Below are 18,401 nucleotides of genomic sequence, written 5' to 3'. Positions count from 1 at the left end.
GCGATTCCTGTAGGAGCAGCCTTGTGCTGCGAAGGGCTGCAAAGCAGCCCCAATAGCAATACCCGACAGCAGGCAAAAAGACCTGCACACAACAAGAGGACGGACCATCTTGAGCACTGCCGGAAAATCGATCCTGATGGTCGACGACGACCAGGAAATCCGCGAACTGCTGCAAACCTACCTGAGCCGCTCCGGCTTCCAGGTACACGCCGAGGCCGACGGGCGGGGCTTTCGTCAGGCCCTGGAAAGCAAGCCCTGCGACCTGGTCATTCTCGATGTGATGCTGCCCGATGAAGATGGCTTCAGCCTGTGCCGCTGGGTGCGTCAACACCCGCGTCAAGCGCGGGTGCCGATCATCATGCTCACCGCCAGTTCTGACGAAGCCGACCGGGTCATCGGCCTGGAGCTGGGCGCCGACGACTACCTCGGCAAACCTTTCAGCCCGCGTGAACTGCAGGCGCGGATCAAGGCCTTGCTGCGCCGTGCCGAGTTCGGCCAGGCGGCGCCGAGCAGCGCCGTGCTGGCCTTCGATGACTGGCGCCTGGACACGGTCAGCCACCGCCTGTTCCACCGCGATGGCGAAGAGGTGATCCTGTCGGGTGCCGATTTCGCCCTGCTGAAACTGTTTCTCGATCACCCCCAGCAAATCCTCGACCGCGACACCATCGGCAATGCCACCCGGGGGCGTGAACCGATGCCGCTGGACCGTATCGTCGACATGGCGGTCAGCCGCCTGCGCCAGCGTCTGCGCGACACCGAAAAACCACCTCGGCTGATCCGCACCGTGCGTGGCAGTGGTTACCTGCTGGCTGCCCATGTCTGCTGCGCTTCCTGAGCGGCGCTGGCGCCTGCTGCCTCGCTCGCTGCTGGGGCGCATGCTGCTGCTGACCTTGCTGGTGGTGCTGCTGGCCCAAGGCTTGTCCAGCGTCATCTGGGTCGCTCAACTGCGTGCCAGCCAGTTACAAGGCCTGCGCGCCAGTGCCAGCAGCCTGGCCCATTCGATGAGTGCCAGCGTCAGCTACTTCCGCTCGCTGCCCGTGGCCTACCGGCCGATGGTGCTCGACCAGCTGCGCAGCATGGGTGGCACGCGCTTTTTCGTGTCGCTCAACGACAAGCCGCTGGACATGCCGGTGCTGCCCGTCACCCCACGCAAGCAGGCGGTGATCGAGGTGTTCCAGCAGGTGCTGCACGAACGCTTGGGGCCGCAGATAGAAGTCAGCGTGGCGTTCGTCGCCCCCGATGACCTGCGCATTTTCAACAGTGGCCTGAAACTAGATGAGCTGCCACGTTCCTGGGCGCATTATTCGCTGACCCTGGAGCCGCTCAACCCACCCGTACTGGTGACACAGATCCGCCTGGGCGAGGGCGAGTGGCTGTACATCGCCTCGCTGCTGCCTGAGCCCTACACCGGCCTTGAGGCCGAGCGCCTGCCCCGCCAGCAGATCGGTTTCATCGTGCTCACCACCGCCTTGCTGTTGCTGTTCATCGGCCTGTTGGTGCACTGGCAAAGCTGGCCACTCAAGCGCCTGGCGCGCGCTGCGCGGGAGTTGTCGCTGGGCGCCGATGTGGCCCCTGTGGCCGAAGGCGGGGGCAGCGAGGTGGTTGAAGTCGGCCGGGCCTTCAACAGCATGCGCGAGCGTATCAGCCGCTACCTGACTGAACGCAGCCAACTGTTCAGCGCTATTTCCCATGACCTGCGCACGCCCATCACGCGCTTGCGCCTGCGCGTCGAACTGCTGGAAGACGAGCGCCTGCAGGCCAAGTTCAGCCAGGACCTGGATGAGCTGGAGCTGTTGGTCAAAGGCGCGCTGCAGTGTGTGAAAGACACCGATATCCACGAGAACATCGAACCGGTCGACCTTAACCAGGTGCTGGACATCCTGGCTGAGCCTTACCTTGGCGATGGCCGCATCACGGTGGAGGGCCAAGCGCTGGCGCCCTACCCGGGCAAGCCGCTGGCGTTGCGCCGCTGCATCGGCAACCTGATCGACAACGCCATCAAGTACGGCGAGCGCGCGCGGTTGCGGGTCATCGACAGCGCCGAGGGCTTTGTCCTGCAGGTCGATGACCACGGGCCGGGGGTGCCGCAGCAGCAGATGGAGCAGGTGTTCGAGCCGCACTTCAGGCTGGCCGGGCAGCAGCAGGGGTACGGGTTGGGCTTGGGGATTGCGCGCAACATCGCCCATAGCCATGGCGGTGAAGTGAGCTTGCTCAACCTGCGCGAGGGTGGTTTGCGGGTCACGTTGTATCTGCCGCGAGGGCTGGAGTGAGCGTGTGTGCGGGTATCCCCGCGAATGTCACCAAACGATGACATTCGCGCATCGCTTCGTTACCTGGCGCGTCGGCCACGCCGCTTAGACTGCATGCAACGCAAGCGACCGACTTGCACGGCATAACAACAAGAAAGGTGCTTCGATGAATTCCACGCTCCGTCTCGCTGCCGCGATTTCCCTCGCTTCTCTGTTCCCGCTCAGCGCCCTCGCTGCCGATGCCAAAGGCAATGTCGAGGTCGTGCACTGGTGGACCTCTGGTGGTGAAAAGGCCGCTGTCGATGTGCTCAAGGCGCAAGTCGAGAAAGATGGTTTTACCTGGAAGGACGGTGCAGTTGCCGGCGGTGGCGGTGCCACGGCCATGACCGTGCTGAAAAGCCGCGCGGTGGCCGGCAACCCGCCAGGTGTCGCGCAGATCAAAGGCCCCGATATCCAGGACTGGGCCGCGACCGGCCTGCTCGACAGCGACGTGCTGAAGGACGTGGCCAAGGACGAAAAATGGGACAGCCTGCTCGACCAAAAAGTCGCTAACGTCGTCAAGTACGAGGGCGACTACGTCGCCGTGCCGGTCAACATCCACCGCACCAACTGGCTGTGGATCAACCCTGAGGTCTTCAAAAAGGCCGGCATCGAAAAAGCGCCCGCGACCCTCGACGAATTCTACGCCGCCGCCGACAAGCTCAAGGCGGCCGGCTTCATCCCGCTCGCCCACGGCGGCCAGCCGTGGCAGGACAGCACTGTCTTCGAAAGCGTGGCGCTGTCGGTGATGGGCGTGGAAGGCTACAAGAAGGCCATGGTCGACCTGGACAACGCCACACTGACCGGCCCGGACATGATCAAGGCGTTGACCGAGCTGAAGAAGATCGCCACCTACATGGACCCTGACGGCAAAGGCCAGGACTGGAACCTAGAGGCGAACAAGGTCATCAACGGCAAGGCCGGCATGCAGATCATGGGTGACTGGGCCAAGAGCGAGTGGACCCTGGCCAACAAGGTCGCGGGCAAGGACTACCAGTGCGTGCCGTTCCCCGGCACAAGCAATGGCTTCCTGTACAACATCGACTCGCTGGTGGTGTTCAAGCAGAAGGACCCCGGCACGGCGGCCGGCCAGCAGGACATCGCCAGGAAGGTGCTGGGTACGGACTTCCAGAAGGTGTTCAGCACCAACAAAGGCTCGATCCCGGTGCGTAACGACATGCTCGCCGACATGGGCGCGTACGGCTTCGACGCCTGCGCCCAGACCTCGGCCAAGGACTTCCTGGCTGACGCCAAGACCGGCGGCTTGCAGCCGAGCATGGCGCACAACATGGCCACCACGCTGGCCGTGCAGGGCGCCTTCTTCGATGTGGTGACCAACTACATCAACGACCCCAAGGCCGATCCGGCCGACGCGGCGAAGAAGCTGGCAGCGGCGATCAAGGCCGCCCAGTAATTCATCTGTAGGAGCAGCCTTGAGCTGCGAAGAGGCCAGTGCCAGCGCTGAAGATTGCAGTGACTTCACCGGCCTCTTCGCAGCACAAGGCTGCCCCTACAGGGGTACGCGTCGTTATCCAAATGGGGATCCACCATGACCACAACCACCGCGCAATTGCGGGCCTCACCCCTGGACGCTCTCCAGCGCTGGCTACCCAAGCTGGTACTGGCACCGAGCATGTTCATCGTCCTGGTCGGCTTCTACGGCTACATCCTGTGGACCTTCGTGCTGTCGTTCACCACCTCGACCTTTTTGCCCACCTACAAGTGGGCGGGCCTGGCGCAGTATGCGCGGCTGTTCGATAACGACCGCTGGTGGGTGGCGAGCAAAAACCTGCTGCTGTTCGGCGGCCTGTTCATCGCCATCAGCCTGGCCATCGGCGTGTTGCTGGCGGTGCTGCTGGACCAGCGCATCCGCCGCGAAGGCTTCATCCGCACTATCTACCTGTACCCCATGGCCCTGTCGATGATCGTCACCGGCACCGCCTGGAAATGGCTGCTCAATCCCGGCATGGGCTTGGACAAACTGCTGCGCGATTGGGGCTGGGAAGGTTTTCGCCTGGACTGGTTGATCGACCCTGACCGGGTGGTGTACTGCCTGGTGATCGCCGCGGTATGGCAGGCTTCGGGCTTCATCATGGCGATGTTCCTGGCCGGCCTGCGTGGCGTCGATCAGTCGATCATCCGCGCCGCCCAAATGGACGGCGCCAGCCTGCCGCGCATCTACTGGACCGTGGTGCTGCCAAGCCTGCGCCCGGTGTTTTTCAGTGCGCTGATGATCCTCTCGCACATCGCCATCAAGAGCTTCGACCTGGTGGCGGCGATGACCGCCGGTGGCCCGGGGTACTCCTCCGACCTGCCGGCGATGTTCATGTATTCGTTCACCTTCAGCCGCGGCCAGATGGGCATGGGCTCGGCCAGCGCTATCCTCATGCTCGGGGCGATCCTGGCGATCCTCGTGCCTTACCTGTACTCGGAGCTGCGGAGCAAACGCCATGCATAGCCCTGCCGACAAACCGGCGCTGAGCCTCGGCCGCCTGGCCATTCACGCGGTACTCCTGCTGGCCGTGGTGCTGTACCTGGTACCGCTGGTGGTGATGCTGCTGACCAGCTTCAAAACCCCGGAAGACATCAGCACCGGCAACCTGCTGAGCTGGCCGACGGTGGTCAGCGGCATTGGCTGGGTCAAGGCCTGGGGTACCGTCAGTGGTTACTTCTGGAACTCGATCTTGATCACCGTACCGGCGGTGCTGATCTCCACGGCCATTGGCGCGCTGAATGGCTATGTGTTGTCGATGTGGCGCTTCCGCGGTTCGCAGCTGTTCTTCGGTTTGCTGTTGTTCGGCTGCTTCCTGCCGTTCCAGACCGTGTTGCTGCCAGCCTCGTTCACCCTTGGCAAGCTCGGCCTGGCCAGCACCACCGGTGGCCTGGTGCTGGTGCACGTGGTCTACGGCCTGGCCTTCACCACGCTGTTCTTTCGCAACTTCTACGTGAGCATCCCCGATGCGCTGGTCAAGGCCGCGCGCCTGGACGGTGCCGGGTTCTTCACCATTTTCCGCCGCATCATCCTGCCGATGTCGACACCGATCATCATGGTCTGCCTGATCTGGCAGTTCACCCAGATCTGGAACGACTTCCTGTTCGGCGTGGTGTTCTCCAGCGGCGACTCGCAACCGATCACCGTGGCCCTCAACAACCTGGTCAACACCAGCACCGGGGCCAAGGAATACAACGTCGACATGGCGGCGGCGATGATCGCCGGCCTGCCAACCCTGCTGGTCTACGTGGTGGCAGGCAAGTATTTCGTCCGCGGCCTCACGGCCGGTGCCGTCAAGGGGTAAGTCATGGCAACGCTAGAACTTCGCAATGTGAACAAGACCTACGGCAGCGGCCTGCCGGACACCCTCAAGGACATCCAGCTGTCGATCAAGGACGGCGAGTTTCTGATCCTGGTCGGCCCTTCGGGCTGTGGCAAGTCGACCTTGATGAACTGCATCGCCGGCCTCGAGCACATCAGCGGCGGCGCGATCCTCATCGATGACCAGGACGTCAGCGGCATGAGCCCCAAGGACCGGGATATCGCCATGGTGTTCCAGTCCTACGCGCTGTACCCGACCATGAGCGTGCGCGAGAACATCGAGTTCGGCCTGAAGATTCGCAAGATGCCCCAGGCTGCCATCGACGAAGAGGTGGCGCGGGTGGCCAAGCTGCTGCAGATCGAGCACCTGCTGGCGCGCAAGCCGGCGCAGTTGTCCGGTGGCCAGCAGCAGCGTGTGGCCATGGGCCGGGCGCTGGCGCGGCGGCCGAAGATCTACCTGTTTGACGAACCGCTTTCCAACCTCGACGCCAAGCTGCGGGTCGAGATGCGCACCGAAATGAAACTGATGCACCAGCGCCTGAAAACCACCACGGTGTATGTCACACACGACCAGATCGAAGCCATGACCCTGGGCGACAAAGTGGCGGTGATGAAGGACGGCATCATCCAGCAGTTCGGCACCCCGCAGCAGATCTACAACGACCCGGCCAACCAGTTCGTCGCCAGTTTCATCGGCTCGCCGCCGATGAACTTCATCCCAGCTCGTCTGGCCCGGCAAGAGGGGCGCCTGCTGGCGCTGCTCGACAGCGGCCAAGCGCGCTGTGAGCTGCCCTTGGGCCTGGCCAGTGATGAATTGGACGGGCGCGAGATCATCCTCGGCATCCGCCCCGAGCAGATCGCCATGGGCACGGGGGAGGGCAACGGCCTGCCCGGTATTCGCGCCGAAGTGCAGGTGACCGAGCCCACCGGGCCTGACCTGCTGGTGTTCGTCACCCTCAACCAGACCAAGGTCTGCTGCCGCCTGGCCCCAGATGTGGCGTGCCGGGTTGGCGACAGCCTCAACCTGCAATTCGACCCGGCGCGGGTGCTGCTGTTCGACGCTGCCAGCGGTGAGCGCCTGGACGTGAACACCGCCAACGCTTCAGTGAAGGACAACGTGACTCACTTCAAGAGCCGTTGAATCGTCTACACCATCAATAAGAAAAAAGAGGACGCAAAGGGATGGAACAGCGCAATCGCATCAAGACCTTGGGCTCGTTGGCCTTGCTTGCCGTGGTGGGCAGCAGTGGGGCGCAGGCCGCCGAGGCTTTCTCCAGCGAGTCAAAATGGATGACCGGCGACTGGGGCGGCACCCGCACCGAACTGCTGGATAAAGGCTACGACTTTACCCTCGACTACGTCGGCGAAGTGGCCGGTAACCTCAACGGCGGCTACAACGACGACAAGACGGCGCGCTACAGCGACCAGTTTGCCCTTGGCGCGCACTTGGACTTGCAGAAGATCCTGGGTTGGCACGATGCCGAATTCAAATTGGCGATCACCGAGCGCAGCGGCCGCAACCTGTCCAACGACCGCATCAGCGACCCGCGTGCCGGGCAGTTCAGCTCGGTGCAGGAAGTGTGGGGGCGCGGCCAGACCTGGCGGCTGACGCAGATGTGGGTCAAGCAGAAGTACTTCGACGGGGCGCTGGACGTCAAGTTCGGCCGCTTCGGCGAAGGCGAGGACTTCAACAGCTTCCCCTGCGACTTCCAGAACCTGGCGTTCTGCGGCTCGCAGGTGGGCAACTGGGTGGGTGGCATCTGGTACAACTGGCCGGTCAGCCAGTGGGCGCTGCGGGTCAAATACAACATCACGCCGGAATTCTTCGTCCAGGTCGGCGCCTTCGAGCAAAACCCCTCGAACCTTGAAACCGGCAACGGCTTCAAACTCAGCGGCAGCGGCACCAAGGGTGCGATCCTGCCGGTGGAGGCGGTGTGGTCGCCCAAGGTCAATGGCCTACCGGGTGAATACCGCCTGGGTTACTACTACAGCACGGCCAAGGCCGACGACGTGTACGACGACGTCAATGGCAACCCCCAGGCCCTGACGGGCGCCGCTTTCAAGTCGCACTCGAGCAAGCACGGTTGGTGGGTGGTGGCGCAGCAGCAGGTCACGGCCCACGCCGGTGACGTCAACCGTGGCCTCAGCCTGTTTGCCAACTTTACCGTGCACGACAAGGCCACCAACGTGGTCGACAACTACCAGCAGGTCGGCTTGGTGTACAAGGGCGCCTTCGATGCTCGGCCCAAGGATGACATCGGCTTTGGCGTGGCGCGGATCCACGTCAACGACGACGTGAAGAAGCGCGCCGAGCTGCTCAATGGCCAGAGCGGCATCAACGACTACGACAACCCAGGCTTCGTGCCGCTGCAGCGCACCGAGTACAACGCCGAGCTCTATTACGGCTTCCACGTCACCAACTGGCTGACCGTGCGCCCGAACCTTCAGTACATCAAGAGCCCCGGTGGGGTGGATGAGGTGGATAACGCGCTGGTCGCGGGCTTGAAGATTCAGTCGTCATTCTGAGGGCATTTGTTGTAAATTTACGCCAATCCATTTTCGGCTCCCGGCATCCACTGGCTTGCAGTGGTTGTCGGGGATAGGCCGAGACAGCGCTATCTCAAACAACAAGAGCTCTGAACCATGCCCGAACATCCGCTACATCGCTTCTTTTCCTCGCAACGGCCCCGGCCGACGTTCGAGTGGGAGCGTTACCAGCAGCGCGATGTGCTGATCATCGACCACCCCCGGTGCCAGGCGGTATTCAGCCGGCAGGGCGCGCAGTTGCTGCACTTTCAACCGGCCGGCGAACGGCCCTGGCTGTGGTGCGCCGAACAGTGGCCGCAAGTGGGGGCCATTCGTGGCGGGGTGCCGGTATGCTGGCCCTGGTATGGCCGCCACCCCAGCGAAGACTTGTGGCCGGCCCATGGCTGGGCGCGCCTGCTCGACTGGAAGCTGGTGGACAGCCGCGAGGATGAAGAGGGTGTGACGCTGAAGTGGCGCCTGGACCTGTGCGACTGGCAAGTCGACCTGCATGCGCGGCTGGGCAGCCGTATGGAGCTGAGCCTGAGCACCGAGCACCAGGACAGCGAACCGTGCCAGCTGAGCCATGCGCTGCTGGCGTACTGGCGTATCAGTGACGTGTCCGAGATAGCGCTGTCTGGGCTCGAGGATATCGAAGGTTACGACCGCCTGAACCGCCAGGCCTGCCGCGAAGATGGCGCGCTGAAGCTCAAGGGCGGCTGCCAGAAAGTGTACCCGGGCACCCCGCGGGTGCAGCTACAGGACCCGGCCTGGCAGCGGGAACTGTGCATCGATACCGGTGACAGCGACGATACCGTGGTCTGGCACCCGGGCAATCGCCCGCTGATGGGCGTGAGCGGTCGCGAGTGCCTGGGCTTTGTCTGTGTCGAAGCCGCCAGCGGCAGTGGCGAGGGCCTCAGCCTGGCCCCGGGGCAGCGTGCCCACTTGCGTTTGCAGGCGCACCGGCTCAGTTGAGCTCGTCGTCCTCGATCGGGTAGCGGCTGGCGTTGAGGCTTTCCTTGATCTTGCGCAGGTGCGGCTGGAAGTCCACGCCGCGGCGCAGGGTCATGCCGGTGGCCAGCACGTCGAGCACGGTCAGCTGGATGATCCGCGAGGTCATCGGCATGTAGATGTCGGTGTCTTCTGGCAACGGAATGTGCAGGCTCAGGCTGCAGGCCTGGGCCAGCGGCGAGCCGGCAGCGGTCAGGCCCAGTACCGAGGCGCCGTTTTCGCGGGCCACGCGCGCCACCTCGACCAGCTCGCGGGTGCGGCCGGTGTAGGAGATGATCACGAACAGGTCGCCGGTGTGGGCCACCGAGGCCAGCATGCGTTGCATCAGCACGTCGGCGTGGGCCGACACCGCCAGGTTGAAGCGGAAGAACTTGTGCTGGGCGTCCAGCGCCACGGGGGCCGAGGCACCCAGGCCGAAGAAGTGGATCTGCCGGGCCTGGATCATCATGTCCACGGCGCGGCTGACCTGCTGCGGGTCGAGTTGCTGGCAGGCACTGTCGAGCGAGGCGATGGCGCTGCCGAAAATCTTCTGGGTGTAGGCGGCAGGGTCATCGTCGGCCTCGACCGCGCGGCTGACATAGGCAGCGCCACTGGCCAGGCTCTGCGCCAGTTGCAGCTTGAGCTCGGGGTAGCCGCTGACGCCGAACGAACGGCAGAAGCGGTTGACGGTCGGTTCGCTGACCTTGGCCGCCTGGGCCAGCGCAGCAATGCTGAACCGGGTGGCTTGTTGTGGGTTGAGCAGGATGACTTCGGCGACTTTGCGTTCGGCCTTGTTCAGCTCGTCGAGGCGTCCCTGGATCTGTTCCAGGAGGTTTCGCACGCGGTCCATGGGTGTGTCCTTGGGTCGGGAAGACAGCCGGCTGACGGAGCAGCAGGCCTTTTGCACGGTCGTCTATCGTACTGTCGGTGCGTGTGGCGCACCACTTGTCTGTAATACTCGTCGGTAATGTTGTTAGTTTTACTACATTACCCCTTGAAAACCGTATGTGAAAGCGGTATTCCTAGACCAACTTTAGGAAAGAACCAACATCATGGCTGCGATCAGTGTCGAACCTTGCACCTTTGCCCTGTTTGGCGCCCTGGGCGACCTGGCATTGCGCAAGCTGTTTCCTGCGCTCTACCAGCTCGACCGCGCCGACCTGCTGCACCCGGACACGCGTCTGTTGGCGCTGGCCCGCGAGAGCGGCAGTGCGCAGGAACACCTGAACACCATCGAAGCGCATTTGCGCCGGCATGTCCCCGACGCCGACCTCGAGCCCGCGACACTGGGCCGCTTCCTTGGCCGGCTGAGCTACCAGCACCTGGATTTTCTCCAGCCCGAGGGCTACCAGGCGCTGGCTGAGCAGTTGCCGGGCGAGTTGCCCTTGATTGCCTATTTCGCCACGGCGGCAGCCGTTTATGGCGCCATCTGCGAGAACCTCGACAGAGCCGGCCTGGCCTCCCGTACCCGTGTGGTGCTGGAAAAGCCGATCGGCCACGACCTGGAGTCGTCGCGCCGGGTCAACGATGCCGTGGCACGGTTCTTCCCCGAGAACCGGGTGTACCGCATCGACCACTACCTGGGCAAGGAGACGGTGCAGAACCTGATCGCGCTGCGCTTTGCCAACAGCCTGTTCGAAACCCAGTGGAACCAGAATTCGATCTCGCATGTGGAGATCACCGTGGCCGAAAAGGTCGGCATCGAAGGCCGCTGGGGCTATTTCGACAAGGCCGGCCAGCTGCGTGACATGATCCAGAACCACCTGCTGCAGCTGTTGTGCCTGATCGCCATGGACCCGCCCAGCGAACTCTCGGCAGACAGCATTCGCGACGAGAAGGTCAAGGTGCTCAAGGCCCTGGCACCGATCACCGGCGAAGGGCTGAGCACCCGGGTGGTGCGTGGCCAATACATTGCCGGTTACAGCGACGGCAAACCGGTGCCCGGTTACCTGGAAGAAGACAACGCCAACGCGCAGAGCGACACCGAGACGTTCGTTGCCCTGCGCGCCGACATCCGCAACTGGCGCTGGTCGGGCGTGCCGTTCTACCTGCGCACCGGCAAGCGCATGCCGCAGAAGCTGTCGCAGATCGTCATCCACTTCAAGGAAACACCGCACTACATCTTCGCCCCGGAACAACGTTTGCAGGTGGGTAACAAGCTGATCATCCGCCTGCAACCGGACGAAGGTATTTCTTTAAGGGTGATGACCAAGGAGCAAGGCCTGGACAAGGGCATGCAACTGCGCAGCGGCCCGTTGCAGCTGAATTTTTCCGATGCCTGGCGCAGCGCGCGGATTCCGGATGCCTACGAACGCCTGTTGCTCGAGGTGATGCGTGGCAACCAGAACCTGTTCGTGCGCAAGGATGAAATTGAATATGCCTGGAAATGGTGCGACCAGTTGATCGCCGGCTGGCAAAGCGCAGGTGATGCGCCCAAGCCGTACGCGGCGGGCTCCTGGGGGCCGATGAGCTCGATTGCACTGATTACACGAGATGGGAGGGCGTGGTATGGCGATATCTGAACTGCAACTGCCGGCGGCGATGAAGGCGCACGAACTGGCGGATGCCAAGACCCTGGCCGCAACGCTGGCCCGGGATGTGGCCGAGCGCCTGCGAGCGGCAATTGCCGCCAAAGGCCAGGCCTGCGTGGTGTTGTCCGGTGGGCGCAGCCCGGTGCCGTTTCTCGAGCGCTTGGCCGCCGAGGCGCTGGACTGGTCGAAGGTCACCGTGAGCCTCGCGGATGAGCGCTGGGTGCCGGTGGAGCATGCCGACAGCAATGCCGGCCTGCTGGCCCGCCACCTGCTCAAGGGCGCGGCCGCCAAGGCACGCTTCATGGGCCTGTATCAGCAGGCCGAAAATCTTGAACGCGCCGCCGCCAACGCCGACCAGGCGCTGGCAGACCTGCCCGCCATCGACGTGTTGGTGCTGGGCATGGGTGACGATGGCCATACCGCCTCGCTGTTCCCGAACAGCCCCAACCTGGACGAAGGCCTGGCCCCAAACAGCTCCCGTCGCTGCCTGCCGATGCTGGCGCCCAGCGTGCCACACCAGCGCCTGTCGATGAGCCGCGCCTTGCTGGCCAGTGCCGCGTTTACCGCACTGTCCGTGCAAGGCCAGGGCAAACTCGCTACCCTGCGCGCCGCGCTGGCTGGCGAAGACCTTACCGAAATGCCGATACGCGCCTTTCTTCACGACCCCCTGGACATCTACTGGTGCCCATGAGCCAAGGATCCACTGTCATGACCACCCTTGAACGCCCACAGACTCTGCTCTCGATGGCCGACAAAGCCGCCCGGATCGACGCGATCTGCGACAAGGCGCGCATCCTGCCGGTGATCACCATCGCCCGTGAGGAAGACATCCTGCCGCTGGCCGACGCCTTGGCTGCGGGCGGCATTCGTACCCTTGAGGTGACCCTGCGTTCCCAGCACGGCCTGAAGGCCATTCAGGTGCTGCGCGAGCAGCGCCCAGAGTTGTGCATTGGCGCCGGTACTGTACTCGATCGCAGCATGTTCGCGGCAGTCGAAGCGGCTGGCGCCCAGTTCGTGGTCACCCCGGGCATCACCCAGGACATTCTCGAAGCCGGTGTGCAAAGCGATATCCCGCTGCTGCCGGGTATCAGTACGCCGTCCGAGATCATGATGGGCTACGCCTTGGGCTATCGCCGGTTCAAGCTGTTCCCGGCAGAAATCAGCGGTGGCGTGGCGGCGATCAAGGCGTTTGGCGGCCCGTTTGGCGACATTCGCTTCTGCCCGACTGGCGGGGTAAACCCGGCCAATGTGCGCAACTACATGGCGCTGCCCAATGTGATGTGCGTGGGTGGCACTTGGATGCTCGACAGCAGCTGGATCAAGAACGGTGACTGGGCGCGGATCGAGGCATGCAGTGCCGAGGCGATGGCGTTGTTGGATTGAGAATCTGTCGTTGCGGGTGGTTTGCAGGGCGCCTTGTCGGCGCCCTTTTTTATGGGCGTGCATTGCTTCCCGTCAGCGTGCAGGAACTGTCTCCTGATGCCTGCTGCAAGGAGAGCCCGTTAGGGTCGGTTGGGCAATAGCCAACCCCTAACGCAGTTCTTTTTTACGCAGGAGAGACAGTATGAGCGACAAGACAAAGCGGATCATCGCAGGCTTCGAGCATGTAGAGGGATCGTACGAAATCGAGAATTATCTATTTGGCGATCAAGTCGAAAGTGTGACGCCGGGTTGTTGGATTTACGGCGATACCGTTTATGGCGACATGAGGATCGGCGCCGAAAACTGGGGGACCTACAGTGTTCCAGTTATGGCCTACTTGGTGCATATGAACACTGTTCGCCTGCCGACCAAGGTCAAGCACCAACAAGAGGTCGCAGTAGTCAATGGTTATAGCAGCTCGGTCACCTCGTCCATTGAAGCTGACCTCTCCCTAGGCGGGGGATTTATTGCTGTTGCCGGCGGTGAGTTGAAGCTTACCCATAGCTCCACTGAAGGTATTACAGGCTCCACCACGCGCAGCCAAAAGATAGAAATGGAAGGGCCGGGTACCTTTAACATCTATCAGGTGCACATCGCGTATGCCCACTGCGCTACGTCGGCTGGGCCGCTTGCTCATTTGTTCAAGTATGCCAAGACTATCGCCAGGCCAACCGCCCGACAGCGTGACAGGGAAGACTTGTTCTTCATGACCTCGATCGCGACCAACACCATTGTGCCGGTCACTTCGAAGAATTCTTCAGCACCTTTGAGCTGGGCTGACATTCAGGAGGCGGCGCTGATGGAAGGTTACGACCCCGAGGTCAACGGAGGCATGTGGTCGATAGATTACTCGGCGTTCGACATGCCGGGGTCGCATTACTAATCGCTAGGCATAAAAAAACCGCATCCTGGATGCGGTTTTTTTTGTCTGGCTTGGCCTTACGCCGCTTTAGCCTCTTGCTGGCTCAGCGACCGGTTCAGCGCGCTGAACAAGGCCTTGAAGCTGGCAGTGGTGATGTTCTCGTCAATACCCACACCGTGCACCGGGCGGCCGCCGGCTACGCGCAGCTCGATGTACGCTGCCGCCTTGGCATTGGTGCCAGCGCCAATGGCGTGCTCGTTGTAGTCCATGATTTCTACGGCGATCGGCAGGCCGGCCACCAGGGCTTCCAGGGCGCCATTGCCCTTGCCGCGCCAGTGCAGGGTGGTTTCGCCTTCGCCGGCGACTTCCACTTCCACGGCGCTGTGGCCGTTTTCTTCCTGCAGGCGGTGGCTGACCAGCGCATACGGGGCGTTGGCCTGGAGGTATTCCTTCTGCAGCAGGCTGTAGATCTGCTTGGCGGTCATTTCCAGGCCGAGGCGGTCGGTTTCACCCTGTACCACTTGGCTGAATTCGATCTGCATGCGGCGCGGCAGGCTGATGCCGTATTCCTGCTCGAGCAGGTAGGTGATGCCGCCTTTGCCCGACTGGCTGTTGACGCGGATGACCGCCTCGTAGCTGCGGCCGATGTCGGCCGGGTCGATCGGCAGGTAGGGCACTTCCCACAGCTCGCCTTCCTGTTGCTTGGCGAAGCCCTTGCGGATGGCGTCCTGGTGCGAGCCGGAGAACGCGGTGTGGACCAGGTCGCCCACGTACGGGTGACGTGGGTGCACCGGCAGTTGGTTGCACTCTTCGACGACTTTGCGCACGCCGTCGATGTCGGAGAAGTCCAGCTGCGGGTCGATGCCCTGGGTGTAGAGGTTCAGTGCCAAGGTCACCAGGTCGACGTTGCCGGTACGCTCGCCGTTGCCGAACAGGCAGCCTTCGGCGCGGTCGGCGCCGGCCATCAGGCCCAATTCGGTGGCGGCGATGCCGGTGCCGCGGTCGTTGTGGCAGTGCAGGCTGATGATCACGCTGTCACGGCGGCTGATGTTGCGGCAGAACCACTCGATCTGGTCGGCGTAGATGTTCGGCGTGGCGACTTCTACGGTGGCCGGCAGGTTGAGGATCAACTTGTGCTCAGGGGTCGGGTTCCACACCTCGATAACCGCGTCGCAGACTTCCTTGGCGAACTCCAGTTCAGTGGCGCTGAAGGTTTCAGGCGAGTACTGGAAGGTCCACTGGGTTTCCGGCTGCTGGGCGGCGTACTTGACGAACAGTTTGGCCGCGTTCACCGCGATGTCTTTTACGCCTTGCTTGTCCTGGTTGAAGACAATGCGGCGGAACGACGGGCTAGTGGCATTGTACAGGTGGACGATGGCCTTCTTGGCGCCGCGCAGCGATTCGAACGTACGGGCGATGAGGTCTTCACGGGCCTGGGTCAGCACCTGGATGGTGGTGTCGTCCGGGATGTGGCCGTCTTCGATCAGGGTACGTACGAAGTCGAAATCGGTTTGCGAAGCGGACGGGAACGAGGCTTCGATTTCCTTCACGCCAACCTGCACCAGAGTCTTCCAGAAACGCAGCTTCTTCTCCGAATCCATCGGCTCGATCAGCGACTGGTTGCCATCACGCAGGTCGGAGCTGCACCAGATCGGCGCTGCAGTGATGGTTTTCGACGGCCAGGTACGGTCAGGCAGGTCGATGGTCGGGAACGCGCGGTATTTCTTCGAAGGGTCTTTGAGCATGGTCATGGAAGCAATCCTTTTGTATGCGGCCGAGATCGGGCCTGCCGAGCAATAACGAGATGAAAAGGCGAGGCGACGCGATTCACCCTGGTAGTCGGGCACTGACCAGGCAGAGGCTGCGATGTTGTCGGAGCAGAATGAGGGTGCTGAAGGTTTTCATGCCTCAACCCTAACCAGTGGGGTGAGGGATGGCAAGTGTTCGTAAAAAATTGAGATAAATGCTTAAAAAAAGCTGAGTGGCGAGATTTTATCGCTGAAAATTAATTCAGGTCTTTGAATTGTTGCGCGGTATATTTCGATGGCGCAACAGAGGGGAAGTGATGTCGACTGTGACGGCCTCTTCGCGGGTAAACCCGCTCCCACAGGGTTTCGCGATCCCTGTAGGAGCGGGTTTACCCGCGAAGCAGGCGCTGCCGATCTCAGGGCTGGAATGCGCCGATGAAGATAGCGGGATCGACCCGAGCATCATTCAGGCTGACATTCCAGTGCATGTGCGGCCCGGTCGCCCTCCCGGTCGACCCCACGCGCCCGACCACATCGCCTCGGCGCAGCTGTTGGCCAACCTTCACATCGATCTTCGACATGTGGCAGAACATGCTGATAAAGCCCTGGCCATGGTCGACGAACACGGTACGGCCATTGAAGAAGTAATCCCCCACCAGGATCACCTGGCCATTGGCCGGGGTCTTGATTGGCGTGCCGGCCGGCACGGCGAAGTCCAGCCCGGCATGCGGGTTGCGCTCTTCGCCGTTGAAGAAGCGGCGCACGCCGAACTTGCTCGACAGCGGGCCGCTGACCGGTTTGTCGAGGATCAGGTTGCTCGGCAAGGTCGGGCTGAAGCTGCGGTAGGCCTTGATCTGCTCGGCCAGCTCGCGGTCGATGCGCTTGAGGTCGGCCGGGTTTGGGTTGACCTGGCGCGTGTTCTTCAGGGTGATGCGCTGCTCGGGGTAGTTCTTGCTGCCGACTGTGAAGGGCAGGTTGCGGCCACCTTGGTTCAACACCGCGGTGCCGGGCTTCTGGGTCAGCGGAATGCCGACGATCGCCAACCAGTTGTCCTGCTCCTTGACCACCAGGACCGGCTTGCCGTCAAAGCGCGCGTTCGGCGCTGCGCTGCCGGGCCCTAGATCGACCACCGCCACGCCGCCGGGCACCGGTTTGTTCAAGGCGCGGGTGATATAGCTGGCCTGGGCGCCGCTGGCCAGCAACAGCAGGGAAAGGGCGAGCAGGGGCGCGAACAGGCGGGGCATGGGTCAGTCCAGTAGTGAGAGGGTGATGGGCGTCAGGTGGTTGTCTTCGACGCGCACCTGCAGTTCGCCTTCATTGAGGCGGGCGGTCAGGCGCTGGCCGTTGTGGGTTTGCTCGGCGCTGCGGATGGCCTGGCCACGCTCATCGAGCAGGATGCTGTAGCCGCGGGCGAGGGTGGCCAGCGGGCTGACCACTTGCAGCGTCTGCAGTTGTGCCTGGAAGCGCTGGCGGCGGTCCTTGAGCACCTCGCGCATGGCCCGGGGCAGGCGTTCGGCGAGGCTGTCCAGGCGCTGGTTGAGCAGCTTCAGGGTGCGGCCCGGGTGTTGCGCGGCCAGGCGCGTGTCGAGGCGCCCCAGGCGCTCGCGGCGCTGGTTGAGGTTGTTCAGGAAGGCGCGACGCAGGCGCATGTCCAGGTCGTCCAGGCGCTGGGCTTGCTGGCGCAGGCGCTCACCCGGATGGCGCAGGCGTCGGGCCAGCGATTCCACGCGCAGGCGGTCGTGGCTCAGGCGGTTTTGCATGCGCAGCAGCAGGCGCCGTTGCAGGCCGTCGAGGCGTTGCTGCAGGCCGCTGTTGTCGGGGGCCAGCAGTTCGGCGGCGGCCGATGGCGTGGGGGCGCGTACGTCGGCGACGAAATCGCAGATCGACACGTCGGTCTCATGGCCAACGGCGCTGACGATGGGCGTGACACAGGCGGCCACGGCACGTGCCACGGCTTCCTCGTTGAAGCTCCACAGGTCTTCCAGTGAGCCGCCGCCGCGCGCCAGGATCAGCGCATCGAAACCGAGGCTGTCGGCCAGTTGTACGGCGCGCACGATCTGGGCGATGGACTCGCGGCCCTGTACCGCCGTGGGGATCAGGTTCAGTTCGACCTGCGGGGCGCGGCGGCCGAATACGCTGATGATGTCGCGGATCACAGCGCCGGTGGGCGAGGTGATGATGCCGATGCGCTGTGGGTGGGCCGGCAGCGGCTTCTTGCGTTCGGCGCTGAACAGGCCTTCGGCGCCGAGTTTTTCTTTCAAGGCCTCGAACGCCAGGCGCAGGGCGCCGTCCCCGGCTGGTTCGACGGTGTCGAGAATCAGCTGATAGTCGCCACGCCCCTCGAACAGCGAGACCTTGCCACGCACCCGCACCGCGAGGCCATCACGCAGGGCCTGGCGGACCCGCGTGGCGTTCTGGCGGAACAGCGCGCAGCGCACCTGGGCGCCGCTGTCCTTGAGGGTGAAGTACATGTGGCCGGAGGCCGGGCGGGCGAGGTTGGAAATCTCGCCTTCCACCCAGACGCTGCGGAATACGTCTTCCAGCAGCACCCGGGCGCGGCCGTTGAGCTGGCTGACGGTGAGGACCTCGCGGTCCAGGCCGAGTCGTTCGAAAGGGTCTCTGATCATGGCGGGCATCATAAAGGACATCGGGGGGTGGCGGGAATTGGGTTGGGGGCGTGCGGGTGTAGGGCGTTAGATTTTTAGCGCCTGGGAGATCGAGCGC

General features: G+C 63.2%; 16 protein-coding genes. 12 read left to right on the top strand and 4 right to left on the bottom strand.

Annotation, left to right across the window (positions count from 1 at the left end; translation table 11 throughout):
* Positions 1 to 109: 109 nt before the first annotated feature.
* The 8 genes from gltR to MFF34_RS03490 all read left to right on the top strand — a co-directional run bounded on the left by gltR (position 110) and on the right by MFF34_RS03490 (position 9,099).
* The gene (gene gltR, locus MFF34_RS03525; protein ID WP_238210309.1) at positions 110 to 835 is read left to right on the top strand and encodes a two-component system response regulator GltR; all 726 of its coding nucleotides are present in this window, start codon (positions 110 to 112) and stop codon (positions 833 to 835) included.
* On the top strand, positions 816 to 2,270 hold the full coding sequence (locus tag MFF34_RS03520) for an ATP-binding protein (RefSeq protein ID WP_238210292.1): 1,455 nt from the start codon (positions 816 to 818) through the stop codon (positions 2,268 to 2,270). Before gltR ends, MFF34_RS03520 begins: the two co-directional genes overlap by 20 nt.
* Positions 2,271 to 2,415: 145 nt before the next feature.
* Positions 2,416 to 3,702 (top strand): ABC transporter substrate-binding protein, encoded by a 1,287-nt coding sequence (locus tag MFF34_RS03515; RefSeq protein ID WP_099428423.1) that lies wholly within the window; start codon positions 2,416 to 2,418, stop codon positions 3,700 to 3,702.
* Positions 3,703 to 3,837: 135 nt separating this feature from the next.
* The gene (locus tag MFF34_RS03510) at positions 3,838 to 4,746 is read left to right on the top strand and encodes a carbohydrate ABC transporter permease (RefSeq protein WP_027595665.1); all 909 of its coding nucleotides are present in this window, start codon (positions 3,838 to 3,840) and stop codon (positions 4,744 to 4,746) included.
* Complete coding sequence (locus MFF34_RS03505; RefSeq protein ID WP_099428424.1) at positions 4,739 to 5,584, top strand: carbohydrate ABC transporter permease; 846 nt, start codon at positions 4,739 to 4,741, stop codon at positions 5,582 to 5,584. Before MFF34_RS03510 ends, MFF34_RS03505 begins: the two co-directional genes overlap by 8 nt.
* Before the next feature lie 3 nt (positions 5,585 to 5,587).
* Entirely contained in the window at positions 5,588 to 6,742 is a 1,155-nt protein-coding gene (locus MFF34_RS03500) for an ABC transporter ATP-binding protein (RefSeq protein WP_238210283.1), read from the top strand.
* Between the two features lie 41 nt (positions 6,743 to 6,783).
* Positions 6,784 to 8,127, top strand: a complete 1,344-nt coding sequence (locus MFF34_RS03495) for a carbohydrate porin (RefSeq protein ID WP_238210281.1) — start codon at positions 6,784 to 6,786, stop codon at positions 8,125 to 8,127.
* 117 nt (positions 8,128 to 8,244) lie between these two features.
* Complete coding sequence (locus MFF34_RS03490) at positions 8,245 to 9,099, top strand: D-hexose-6-phosphate mutarotase (RefSeq protein WP_027595669.1); 855 nt, start codon at positions 8,245 to 8,247, stop codon at positions 9,097 to 9,099.
* Here MFF34_RS03490 and hexR read toward each other — a convergent pair.
* Entirely contained in the window at positions 9,092 to 9,955 is an 864-nt protein-coding gene (gene hexR, locus MFF34_RS03485) for a DNA-binding transcriptional regulator HexR (RefSeq protein ID WP_172960401.1), read from the bottom strand. The two genes, MFF34_RS03490 and hexR, sit on opposite strands and share 8 nt — an antisense overlap.
* A gap of 211 nt (positions 9,956 to 10,166) precedes the next feature.
* On the opposite strand from hexR, the gene zwf reads away from it, so the two are divergent.
* The 4 genes from zwf to MFF34_RS03465 all read left to right on the top strand — a co-directional run bounded on the left by zwf (position 10,167) and on the right by MFF34_RS03465 (position 13,950).
* A complete protein-coding gene (gene zwf / locus MFF34_RS03480) occupies positions 10,167 to 11,636 on the top strand; it encodes a glucose-6-phosphate dehydrogenase (protein ID WP_027595671.1) in 1,470 nt (489 codons plus the stop codon).
* Positions 11,623 to 12,336 carry a 6-phosphogluconolactonase gene (gene pgl, locus MFF34_RS03475; protein WP_238210279.1) on the top strand — a complete coding sequence of 238 codons (714 nt, stop codon included), beginning with the start codon at positions 11,623 to 11,625 and terminating at the stop codon, positions 12,334 to 12,336. Before zwf ends, pgl begins: the two co-directional genes overlap by 14 nt.
* Before the next feature lie 17 nt (positions 12,337 to 12,353).
* On the top strand, positions 12,354 to 13,028 hold the full coding sequence (locus MFF34_RS03470) for a bifunctional 4-hydroxy-2-oxoglutarate aldolase/2-dehydro-3-deoxy-phosphogluconate aldolase (RefSeq protein ID WP_238210276.1): 675 nt from the start codon (positions 12,354 to 12,356) through the stop codon (positions 13,026 to 13,028).
* Between the two features lie 181 nt (positions 13,029 to 13,209).
* Positions 13,210 to 13,950 carry a monalysin family beta-barrel pore-forming toxin gene (locus MFF34_RS03465; RefSeq protein ID WP_238210273.1) on the top strand — a complete coding sequence of 247 codons (741 nt, stop codon included), beginning with the start codon at positions 13,210 to 13,212 and terminating at the stop codon, positions 13,948 to 13,950.
* 56 nt (positions 13,951 to 14,006) lie between these two features.
* Here the strand turns inward: MFF34_RS03465 and leuA are convergent, their stop codons facing one another.
* The 3 genes from leuA to xseA all read right to left on the bottom strand — a co-directional run bounded on the left by leuA (position 14,007) and on the right by xseA (position 18,304).
* Positions 14,007 to 15,680, bottom strand: coding sequence for a 2-isopropylmalate synthase (gene leuA / locus MFF34_RS03460; protein ID WP_085272692.1), 1,674 nt, complete (start codon positions 15,678 to 15,680; stop codon positions 14,007 to 14,009).
* Between the two features lie 413 nt (positions 15,681 to 16,093).
* The gene (locus MFF34_RS03455) at positions 16,094 to 16,921 is read right to left on the bottom strand and encodes a M23 family metallopeptidase (protein ID WP_238210271.1); all 828 of its coding nucleotides are present in this window, start codon (positions 16,919 to 16,921) and stop codon (positions 16,094 to 16,096) included.
* A 3-nt stretch (positions 16,922 to 16,924) separates the two neighbouring features.
* Positions 16,925 to 18,304 (bottom strand): exodeoxyribonuclease VII large subunit, encoded by a 1,380-nt coding sequence (xseA, locus tag MFF34_RS03450; RefSeq protein WP_238210269.1) that lies wholly within the window; start codon positions 18,302 to 18,304, stop codon positions 16,925 to 16,927.
* Positions 18,305 to 18,401: the final 97 nt, after the last annotated feature.

It is taken from the genome of Pseudomonas sp. PAGU 2196 (genome assembly GCF_022179005.1).
GTDB classification, from domain to species: Bacteria; Pseudomonadota; Gammaproteobacteria; order Pseudomonadales; family Pseudomonadaceae; genus Aquipseudomonas; species Aquipseudomonas kermanshahensis.
This window is presented reverse-complemented; position numbering and strand designations above follow the sequence as displayed.